General features: G+C 65.7%; 9 protein-coding genes and 1 pseudogene. 8 read left to right on the plus strand and 2 right to left on the minus strand.

What is annotated here, in order from left to right; translation table 11 throughout:
* Window positions 1-182 (minus strand): annotated as a pseudogene (locus tag ACREB7_RS19410) (hypothetical protein); the annotation flags it as partial.
* 184 nt (window positions 183-366) lie between these two features.
* Window positions 367-2,553: an excinuclease ABC subunit UvrB gene (uvrB, locus tag ACREB7_RS19415; protein ID WP_431593911.1), complete on the minus strand. Its 2,187-nt coding sequence runs from the start codon at window positions 2,551-2,553 to the stop codon at window positions 367-369.
* A gap of 74 nt (window positions 2,554-2,627) precedes the next feature.
* Here uvrB and ACREB7_RS19420 point away from each other — a divergent pair, with 74 nt between their 5' ends.
* The 8 genes from ACREB7_RS19420 (at window position 2,628) to fabF (ending at window position 10,522) form a co-directional block, all read left to right on the plus strand.
* Entirely contained in the window at window positions 2,628-3,620 is a 993-nt protein-coding gene (locus ACREB7_RS19420; protein ID WP_431593912.1) for a TonB family protein, read from the plus strand.
* Between the two features lie 81 nt (window positions 3,621-3,701).
* The gene (locus ACREB7_RS19425; protein ID WP_431593913.1) at window positions 3,702-4,280 is read left to right on the plus strand and encodes a DUF3617 domain-containing protein; all 579 of its coding nucleotides are present in this window, start codon (window positions 3,702-3,704) and stop codon (window positions 4,278-4,280) included.
* 13 nt (window positions 4,281-4,293) lie between these two features.
* Window positions 4,294-4,695: a VOC family protein gene (locus ACREB7_RS19430; protein WP_431593914.1), complete on the plus strand. Its 402-nt coding sequence runs from the start codon at window positions 4,294-4,296 to the stop codon at window positions 4,693-4,695.
* 47 nt (window positions 4,696-4,742) lie between these two features.
* Complete coding sequence (locus ACREB7_RS19435; RefSeq protein ID WP_431593915.1) at window positions 4,743-5,285, plus strand: hypothetical protein; 543 nt, start codon at window positions 4,743-4,745, stop codon at window positions 5,283-5,285.
* 472 nt (window positions 5,286-5,757) lie between these two features.
* A complete protein-coding gene (locus tag ACREB7_RS19440; protein WP_431593916.1) occupies window positions 5,758-7,563 on the plus strand; it encodes a tetratricopeptide repeat protein in 1,806 nt (601 codons plus the stop codon).
* 31 nt (window positions 7,564-7,594) lie between these two features.
* Window positions 7,595-8,797 carry a serine hydrolase domain-containing protein gene (locus ACREB7_RS19445; protein ID WP_431593917.1) on the plus strand — a complete coding sequence of 401 codons (1,203 nt, stop codon included), beginning with the start codon at window positions 7,595-7,597 and terminating at the stop codon, window positions 8,795-8,797.
* A 44-nt stretch (window positions 8,798-8,841) separates the two neighbouring features.
* Entirely contained in the window at window positions 8,842-9,078 is a 237-nt protein-coding gene (locus tag ACREB7_RS19450; protein WP_003039428.1) for an acyl carrier protein, read from the plus strand.
* A 184-nt stretch (window positions 9,079-9,262) separates the two neighbouring features.
* Entirely contained in the window at window positions 9,263-10,522 is a 1,260-nt protein-coding gene (gene fabF, locus ACREB7_RS19455) for a beta-ketoacyl-ACP synthase II (protein WP_431593918.1), read from the plus strand.
* Window positions 10,523-10,592 lie beyond the last annotated feature (70 nt).

A 10,592-nucleotide genomic window follows, 5' to 3' on the forward strand; every position in this document is an offset into this window, starting at 1 on the left:
AGGGTCGCCGCCTCGACATGGAGGACCCACATTCCCCCGATCAGGAAGAACGGGAAAAGCAGGAAGGTCGCGAGCCCGGTCGCGCGGTGCAGCGGGAGTTGATTGTGGTGGGCTGTCCAGCTCTGCACCATGGCGAGGATCATCCACAGGACGGCGCTGGCGGCATGAGCATGGTGTGCCATGTCGCTGGCTGGCAGCTTCGCGAAATATCCGGGCCAAAAGGCAACGAACGTAAGAGCGAGCAGCGCCAGCACATATATCCAGGCCAAACGAAAGGGCATTGTTTCCCCCCTTAAGTCGACACTGGCACTATCAAACGTCCACAGCAAGCAGGCGTCGCGCGCCGCTATGTTCCATCGCCTCGCGTTACCGACCCCACTTCGTCTTGCTCTGCTTCCCGAACCGTCCCTTGCGCGTGCCCGGCTTGCCCTCGTTCGAGCGCCCTACGCGCGGGGCCACCTGCTGGTCCGGCGGCAGGCCGAGTTCGTCGGCTTCGAGGCGGCGGATTTCGTCGCGCAATTTGCCGGCTTGTTCGAACTCCAGGTCGGCTGCCGCATCGCGCATCTGTTTTTCGAGGTCGGCGATATAGGCGCGGAGGTTGTGGCCGACCATATGCGCGGGCTTGTCGTCGCCGATGTCGATCGTTACCTGATCCTTCGACGCGACATGCGCGATGATGTCGCCGATGTTGCGCTTGATCGTCGTCGGGGTGATGCCGTGTTCGCTATTATACGCCTCCTGCTTTTCGCGGCGGCGGTCGGTTTCGCGCATTGCGCGTTCCATGCTGCCGGTGATGCGATCGGCATAGAGGATGACGCGGCCGTCGACGTTGCGCGCGGCGCGGCCGATCGTCTGGACGAGGCTGGTTTCGCTGCGCAGGAAACCCTCCTTGTCGGCGTCGAGGATCGCGACGAGCCCGCATTCGGGGATGTCGAGCCCCTCGCGCAGCAGGTTGATCCCGACGAGCACGTCGAACACCCCGAGGCGCAGGTCGCGGATGATCTCGATGCGTTCGAGCGTCTCCACGTCCGAGTGCATATAGCGGACCTTGAGTCCTGCCTCGTGGAGGAACTCGGTGAGGTCCTCCGCCATGCGCTTGGTCAGCGTGGTGACGAGGGTGCGGTAACCTGCGGCGGCGGTCGCCTTCGCCTCCATGATCAGGTCGTCGACCTGTTCCTCGACGGGCTTGATGAACACCGGCGGGTCGATGAGGCCGGTGGGGCGGATCACCTGTTCGGCGAAGACGCCCTGCGTGCGGTCCATCTCCCAGGTGCCGGGGGTCGCCGAGACGCTGACCGTCTGCGGGCGCATGACGTCCCATTCGGCGAAGCGCAGCGGCCGGTTGTCGATGCAGCTCGGCAGGCGGAAGCCATATTCGGCGAGGGTGATTTTGCGGCGATGATCGCCCTTCGACATCGCGCCGATCTGCGGGATCGTCTGGTGGCTTTCGTCGACGAAGAGCAGGGCGTTGTCGGGCAGATATTCGAACAGGGTCGGCGGCGGCTCGCCGGGCAGGCGACCGGTGAGGAAGCGGCTGTAATTCTCGATCCCCGCGCAGCTGCCGGTCGCGGCGATCATCTCGAGGTCGAAATTGGTGCGCTGTTCGAGCCGCTGGGCTTCGAGCAGCCGGCCCTCGATTTCGAGTTCCTTGAGGCGTTCGGTCAGCTCATGCTTGATCGCCTCCGACGCCTGCTTGAGCGTCGGGCCGGGGGTCACATAGTGCGAGTTCGCATAGATGCGGACATGGTTGAGGTTGGCGATCTTCTTGCCGGTCAGCGGGTCGAACTCGGTGATCTCCTCGATCTCGTCGCCGAAGAAGCTGACGCGCCAGGCCATATCCTCATAATGCGAGGGAAAGATTTCGAGGCTGTCGCCGCGCACGCGGAAATTGCCGCGCGCAAAGGCCTGGTCGTTGCGCTTATACTGCAGCGCGACGAGCTTGCGGATGATCTCGCGATTGTCGACGCTCTGGCCCTTCTTGAGGTCGAAGATCATCGCGGAGTAGGTCTCGACCGAGCCGATGCCATAGAGGCACGATACCGACGCGACGATGATGACGTCGTCGCGTTCGAGCAAGGCGCGCGTCGCCGAGTGGCGCATGCGGTCGATCGCCTCGTTCACCGAGCTTTCCTTCTCGATGTAGGTGTCCGACCGCGGCACATAGGCCTCGGGCTGGTAATAGTCGTAATAGCTGACGAAATATTCGACCGCATTGTTCGGGAAGAAGCTCTTGAACTCGCCATAGAGCTGAGCCGCGAGGATCTTGTTCGGGGCGAGGATCAGCGCGGGGCGCTGCAGTTCGTCGATGACCTTGGCCATGGTGAAGGTCTTGCCCGAGCCGGTGACGCCGAGCAGCACCTGGTCGCGTTCGCCGTCGAGCGCGGTCGAGACGAGCTCCTTGATCGCGGTCGGCTGGTCGCCGGCGGGTTGATATTCGCTGACCAGCTCGAAACGCTTGCCGCCCTCGACCTTGTCGGGGCGCGCGGGGCGGTGGGGGACGTAATCGGCGGCGGTGTCGATTTCGTCGAGCGAGGTGCGAATCTGAATTGCCATCCCCGCCAATATGGAGGTTATAGGCGCCAATCCAAGGCCAAAGGCATCGCCGGGCGGCTTTCAAAGGGACGAACATGACATTGGCGATTTTGCCGTTGGCGCTCGCGCTGGCGGCGCTCCAGACCGAACCGGCCGTGCCCGCCGCGCCGCCCGCCGAAACGGCCGAGCCGGCGAAGAGCGCGGCGATGATCGAAGCGCTGGCGAACAAGCCGGCGATGGCGCGGCAGCCGCGTTTGATCGGCGATTTCGACCCCGCCTATACGGCCGAACAGCGCGCCGCCGGAATGCAGGGGCAAGGCCGGATCGGCCTCGTCATCTCGGCCGCCGGTGCGGTGGTCGAGGCGGACATCCAGTTCAGCAGCGCGCCGCCCGAACTCGACGCGGCCGCGCTGGCCGCCGCGCGCACGCTGAAATTTGTGCCGGCGGCCGACAAGGCGGGCAAGGCGATCGCGGTGCCCGCCGTGCTGCCCTTTTCCTTCGAGGCGGCCGATGGTCACCCGATGTTCGTGACCCGCGTCGAAGCGGCGTTCGGCGACGCAGCGCGCGCGGCGGGCGAGCATGGCAAGGTCGTGATCGAGGGCAAGGTCGGGGCGGACGGGCGACTGATCGACGCGGTGGTCGCGCAGAGCAGCCGCGCGCCGACGCTCGACGCCGCCGCGCTCGATGCGGCGAACGCCTCGCGCTTCCGGCCCTATCGCGACGGGGCGGGCAAGCCGATCGCTCTGCCGATCCGGGTGCCGTTCGGCTTCGACAATTATCGCACCCCGGGCCCCGGCGGCGGCATCTTGCGCTACCGCTGCGACCAGTTCACGCGCGACGAAGACTGGTGGGCGGCGCATTGGCCGACAAGCGAGAAGCGCGAATTTTACACGATGATGCTGGGGATCAGCGCCTTGTCGCAGGACATGCTGGCCCAACCCGCGCAGTTTCGGCAGAAGATGGCGGCGTTCGAACTGCGCTATGCGGCCGCGCGGATGCATTGCGCGGCGCGGCCCGACAAGCTTTTCGTCGACGTCATGGAGATCGAAGGCCCGATCGCGCGACGGATGGCCGAGAAGGCGAAATAGCGCCGTGAGATTAGGCATTGCCAAGGCGGTCGATATCGGGAGGATGGCCCATCCACAAATGGACTCGACAGGGGAAATGCCATGAAAAAGACTCTGATGCTCGCCGTCGCGAGCAGCCTCGTCCTGGCGGCGTGCGGCGACAAAGCGGCCAAGGACGGCGAGGGCGCCGCCGCCGCGTCGAACGAGCCCCCCGAACAGCGCCAGCCGGGCAGCTGGGGCCAGAAGATCGAGATCGTCAAGCTCGAGGGCGACGACGTCACGCCCGACGCCAAGGCCCAGATGCAGCAGATGTTCTCGATGCTCAGCGGCATGACCGTCTGCCTGACTCCCGAAGCGGCGAAGCAGGAAGACATGGCGAAGAACCTGTCCGACATGGGTTCGCGCGGCGAGAATTGCACCTTCGACAAGAAGAATTTCAGCGGCAAGACCGTCGATTTCGCCGCAACCTGCAAGGGCGATGCGGGCAAGACGATGAAGATGAGCGCAACCGGCACCAGCGGCGCCACCGCGCAGGACATCACGATGACGATCCTCGCCAACAAGGCCGACGGCAGCAAGGAAGGCGAGATGGTCATGCACATCACGTCCGAGCGCAAGGGCGATTGCGGCCCGAACGACATCACGCCGCCGACCCCGGCGGCCCCCGCCGCCAAGAGCTGATCGGATCGCCGCGATGCTCGGTTATGTGACCATGGGCGCCGACGATCTCGACCGGGCGCGCGGATTCTATTCCGCGCTGCTCGGGACGATCGGCGCCAGCGAGTTGATGCGCATGTCGGACAGCGAGGCGAACGGCTTCACGCTGTACGGCACCGGCTGGGGCCAGCCGGGCATCGCGGTGACAAAGCCCTATGACGGCCAGCCTGCGAACCGCGGCAACGGCCATATGGCGGCGATCGTCGTCGACGAGCGCGCCAAGGTCGATGCGCTGCACGCCAAAGCGCTCGAACTCGGCGGCAGCTGCGAAGGACCGCCGGGATTGCGCGGCGAGGAGGGTGATCAGGCCTTTTACGCCGCCTATTTCCGCGACCTCGACGGCAACAAGCTCTGCGCTTTCCGGATCGGACCGGCCTGACCGGCGCGATCTGGCTCGGGCGGCGCGGGACGCCGCTGCTGATCGGATTGACGGCGGGTCTCGTCGCGGTCGCCGCCGCGCTGGTCGCGGGAGAGGGCGCGCCACAGGAGGCGCTGCTCGCGGCGCGCTGGACCGCCCGCGCCGCGGCGCCGGTCTTCCTGGTCGCCTATCTCGCATCGACCTTGTGGCGCCTGTGGCCGGGGGCGGCGACCGCCGCGTTGCTGCGGCGCCGTCGCCAGTGGGGGCTGGGCTTCGCGCTCGCGCACACGATCCATCTCGCCGCGCTGCTGGTCAACATCATCGCCTTTCGGCCGCGACCGATCGCGACGCTTTTCGGCGGCGGATTGGCCTATGTCCTGATCTATCTGATGGCGCTGACGTCGAACGATGCATCGCAGCGCCTGCTCGGGCGCGGCTGGACCTGGCTTCACCGCATCGGCATTCATTATATCTGGCTGATCTTTTTCATCAGCTATGCGAGCCGGGCGATCCACGCCGACCCCGCCTATCATGTCGAAGGTCGCATATTGGCACCGCTCTTCCTTGCCGCGCTGGCGCTCAGGCTTTATGCGCGTAGCAAGAGGCGCTGAGGCGCCGGCGGTATCGCGATATCAAAACAGGAAAATGGGTGGACTTGCCGGACGGGGAAAAGGGTGGGGCCATCTCCCCGTCCGGCGAAGTCGCTGTGCATGAAGTTGGAAAATCTTTGTGAAAAATGCCAGGGACCAGCTCGCATCCTTCGATTTACCCGCTTCAATTCGCCTTGCCGGGCAAGGCCCGGGCCAGGCGGCAACGTCTTTAGGGACGTCACCACAATCACAGAATGACCGAAATGGGACAAATAGTTGAGTTACATCGGGTCACGTAGCGGGTTGTTGCAATCCGGTAAGGAAATTTTAACCGTGTTTCGGCTTTTTTCGTGCGGACTTGGCCTCCGCGCAATTTTATGTTACGAAAACTGGCTTTGTTGTTACCGTTACAAGGACGTAACAACGACTGGTCGCGCCCGATTATTGGCGTATCTACCGCGCAGCAGCTCGCTTGAGGGCATTTGGGGGTGGTATGGACCGCACGAAAGCGAGCGCTGACCAGGATCAGGATCAAGGCGAGATCGAAAAGATCATCGCCGACGAGCTGACTCAATTGCTCGAATCGCCGATGTTCGTGCGTTCGCCGGTTCTTACCCGCCTGTTGCAATATCTGGTCGATCATCGGCTGCAGGGCAACCGCACCGCGCCCAAGGCCTATGCGATCGCGACCGAGGCGCTGGGGCGCAGCGCCGATTTCGATCCCGCGATCGACAGCTATCCGCGCGTGATGGTCGGGCGGTTGCGCAATCTGCTCGATCGCTATTATGCCGAGACGCCATGGCTGCACCGCCTGCGCGTGCCGCAGGGCAGCTATGAGATCGTGGTCCAGTACCGCTCCGCGCCGCCGAGTTCGCGCGCCGCCGATGCGGGCGATGCGCCGATCGAGGGGCAGACCGCGCCGGGCGGTGCGGCGGCGGTGTCGGGCGCCGGGACGGCGACCCCGCAGTCGCTGATGTCCCCGCTGCCGCCGAAGCGCCGTGCGATCTGGCTGTGGCTGGGCTTCGTGGTGGCACTGGCGTTGGCGGCCTTCGGCGGCTGGTGGTTTGCGCATTCGAATGGACGCCTGCTCGGCAAGCAGTTCGTGGCGATGCCGACGATCGAGATGAGCATGCCGGCGTCGGGCGACACCGGGCCGTCGCGGGCGATGGCGCGCGGGCTCGACAGCAAGCTGCGCGACGGGCTGCGCCGCTTCGAACTGATCCAATTGCGCTCGGCGCGTGCGCCCGCCGACGGGGCCCGTCCCGTCCCCGCCGACTATCGGCTTGATGCGTCGATCGTCCGCGCGCTCGACGGCGATTCGGTCGATGTCACGCTGGTGCTCAACCGCGTTGCCGACGATCGCGCGATCTGGTCGCAGCAAATCCGCGTGACGCTGAACGATATCCCCGAGTTTCGCGGCCTCGAACCCGCGATCGCGCAGATGGCCGGCGACTATGGCGTCATCGTGCGCGACCAGTTGCAGCGCGAACCCGACAATTTTGCGCCGGGCTATCCCTGCCTGGCGCAGTTCAACCGGCTGCGGCAGATGCGCACCCCGGCGGCGGCGCAGCGGACCGATCGCTGCCTGCGCGCGACGCTGGCCGACATGCCGGGCGATCCGGTGCCGCTGTCGCTGCTGCGTTTCGGCGACTGGCAGCAATTGCGCGCGACGCCAAAGGGCAAGGCCGCCTTTGCCGAAGCGCAGGATCTGGCGCAGCGCGCCTATACGGCCGCTCCGAACAGTGCGCCGGGGATTTTCGCGATGGCGCGCGCCCATTTTTATGTCGGCAGTTGCCAGCGCGGAGTGGCGATGGGCAATGCGGCGGTCGAGCTGAACCCCTATGACCCCGACCTTGCGGGCTTCATGGGGCTGTTCAAGACGTCGTGCGGCCTGTTGGCGGATGGCGAGGCGCTGTTGACGCGCTCGGTGATGCTCGACGATTCGCATGCGGGCGTTCCCGCCGTGACGCTGGCCTTTCTGCGCTCGCAGCGCGGCGAACAGGCCGAAGCGCTGGCGTTGCTCGATCGCATGCCGTCGCCGAGCAATCTCGAACCGCAATATCTGATGGTCCGCTCGATCGTGCTGGCGCGGATGGGCAAGGTCGAACAGGCACGCGCGCTGTGGCGCCGCCTGCTCGCCTATACCCGCCAGCCTGCGGCCGCGCCGCCCGAAATGGTGCTGCGGCAGTTTATGATCACCCCGGCGGTCATCGCGCGGGCGTCAATCGCGTTGCGCGAATCGGGCGTGGTCGGGCCCAAGGTCGCGCCGCCGCCCGCCGGAGCCAGAGCGGCCGATTGACAGCGCGGGCTGCGGCGAACAGGATCGCGCGATGCTGCCATCGCTCGCCGCCCTGACGCTCGCCGCCGCGCCGGTGCCGCCCGCCGCCCTCGCGGTCGGGTTCGACCGCGAGGGCGATGTCGCAACGCTGGTCGTCGAAGGGGCGGCGGACCGGGCGAGCGGCCGCTTGCTGACCGCCGACGATCCGGTGCGCGTCGCCTCGGTGTCGAAACTCGTCGTCGCGCTCGGCGTGATGCGGCTGGTCGAGGCCGGGCAGCTCGACCTCGATCGCGACGTGTCCGACTATCTCGGCTGGCGTCTCCGGGCGCCCACATTTCCCGACGCGCCGGTCACGCTGGCGCAATTGCTCGGCCACCGCGCCGGGCTGACCGACAATGTGAACTATGCCCTGCCGCTCGGCAGCGATCTGGAGGCGGTGCTGCGGGATCCCGCCGCCTGGGATGCGGCGAGGCCGCCGGGCGGTGATTTCACCTATGCCAATCTGAACTTTCCGGTGGTCGCTGCGGTGGTCGAGGCGGTGACCGGCGAGCGGTTCGACCGGGCGATGGCACGGCTGGTCTTTCAGCCGCTGACGCTCGACGCCTGTTTCAACTGGACGACGTGCAGCGACGCGGCGGTGGCGCGCGCGGTCGTCCTTTACGGCGCTGACGGCAGTGTCCAGCGCGACGAGCTGAAGGGCCAGCGCCCCGATTGTCCGGTGGTTCCCGCCGCCGATGGCAGCTGCGACCTTTCCACCTATCGGCTCGGCCGCCATGGCGCGGGGTTCAGCCCGCAGGGCGGTTTGCGGATCTCCGCCAACGGTCTGGCGCGGATCGGCGTGATGCTGCTCCGCCGCGGTGACGGCTTCCTGAAACCCGCAAGCCTGGCGCGGCTGGAGGCGATGGCGCCGGTGCACCCGACGAGCGGCGAGGGGACGGGCGGCTTTTTCTGCGAATATGGCGCGGCGATGCACAGCAACGGCGGCCCGGCGCTGCGCGATCCGGCGTGCCGCGACGACCTGTTCGGCGACGGCCGGCTGCGGCTCGGCCACTCGGGCGACGCCTATGGCTTGCGATCGGGACTCTGGTTCGACCTTGAACGTGGGCAAGGCATTGCCTATTTCACCACGCAGGTGCCGGAGGGAGAGAAGGGGGAACGTTCGGCCTATAGCGCCGCCGAGGAACGGCTGGTCGATGCGGCGAGACGCCGATCGACCGATGCCAGACCTCTTGCCAGCCCTGCCCCCGCGCACTAGGGCAAATCCCGATATTCACGAGATAGTCAGAAAAGGAACTCTGCATGAGCGATTCGGCTGAAAAGGTTAAGAAGATCGTCGTCGAACATCTGGGCGTCGAAGCCGACAAGGTCACCGAGGAAGCAAGCTTCATCGACGACCTGGGCGCAGACAGCCTTGATATCGTCGAACTGGTGATGGCGTTCGAAGAAGAATTCGGCGTCGAAATTCCGGACGATGCGGCGGAAAAGATCGCCACCGTCAAGGACGCGATCGACTATATCGAAGCGAACAAGGGCTAATTCGCCCCGGTCCGGCCTCGCCGGACGTGGCGGCCCTGCCGCCCACGCGTTTCCGGCTTCCCGGTCTCGAGCGCTCGCGCGCAGTGACCGGGAAGCTTTTTTTATGCGCCAGCGTTCATTAGAGGCGCGCCAACGGATGTGATGCGGGTTTCTGCAGGGACGGGGACCGACGAAAGGAATGACTATGCGCCGGGTTGTGGTGACGGGATTGGGTTTGGTGACGCCGCTGGGCGCCGATGTGGAAACCACATGGGCCAATTTGCTCGCCGGCAAATCGGGCGCTGGCCAGATTACCCATTTCGACGCGTCGGACCAGAAATGCACGATCGCGTGCGAGGTCAAGGGCCCCGACCATGAATATGGCTTCGACCCCGGCAAGCGCGTCGACCACAAGGTGCAGCGCCAGGTCGACCCCTTCATCATCTATGGCATCGACGCGGCGGGCCAGGCGATCGAGGACGCGGGCCTCGAGGATATGACCGACGAAATGAAGCTGCGCGCCGGTTGCTCGATCGGGTCGGGCATCGGCGGCCTGCCGGGCATCGAGAGCGAAAGCCTGTTGCTCGCCGAAAAGGGGCCAGGGCGTGTTTCGCCGCACTTCGTCCATGGTCGCCTGATCAACCTGATCTCGGGCCAGGTCAGCATCAAATATGGCCTGATGGGCCCCAATCACGCCGTCGTCACCGCCTGTTCGACCGGCGCGCATTCGATCGGCGACGCGGCGCGGATGATCCGCGACGACGACGCCGACATCATGCTCGCGGGCGGCGCCGAGGCAACGATCTGTCCGATCGGCATCGCCGGCTTCGCGCAGGCGCGCGCGCTCAACATGAGCAGCAACGACGCGCCTGAAAAGGCGAGCCGTCCCTATGACAAGGACCGCGACGGCTTTGTCATGGGCGAGGGCGCAGGCGTGGTGGTGCTCGAGGAATATGAACATGCCAAGGCGCGCGGCGCCAAGATCTACGCCGAGGTCGTCGGTTACGGCCTGTCGGGCGACGCCTATCATGTCACCGCGCCGCACCCCGAGGGCTTCGGGGCCTATCGCTCGATGGAAATGGCGCTGAAGAAAGCGGGCATGACCCCCGGCGACATCGATTATGTCAACGCGCACGGCACCTCGACGATGGCCGACACGATCGAACTCGGCGCGGTCAAGAAATTGTTCGGCAATGAAATCGCCAATGTGTCGATGAGCTCGACCAAATCGGCGATCGGGCATCTGCTCGGCGGCGCCGGCGCGGTCGAGACGATCTTCTGCATCCTCGCGATCCGCGACCAGATCGTGCCGCCGACGCTCAACCTCGACAATCCCGACGAGGGCACCGACGGCGTCGACCTGGTGCCGTGGAAGGCGAAGAAGCGCGAGGTCAAGGCGGCGCTGAACAACAGCTTCGGTTTCGGCGGCACCAATGCGAGTTTGATCGTCAAGGCGGTCGATTAAAAACCCTTCGTCATTGCGAGCGAAGCGAAGCAATCCAGAGTGGCGGTAACCGCCCTGGATTGCTTCGCTT

Source organism: Sphingopyxis sp. (genome assembly GCF_050725615.1).
In the GTDB taxonomy this organism is placed as follows: domain Bacteria; phylum Pseudomonadota; class Alphaproteobacteria; order Sphingomonadales; family Sphingomonadaceae; genus Sphingopyxis.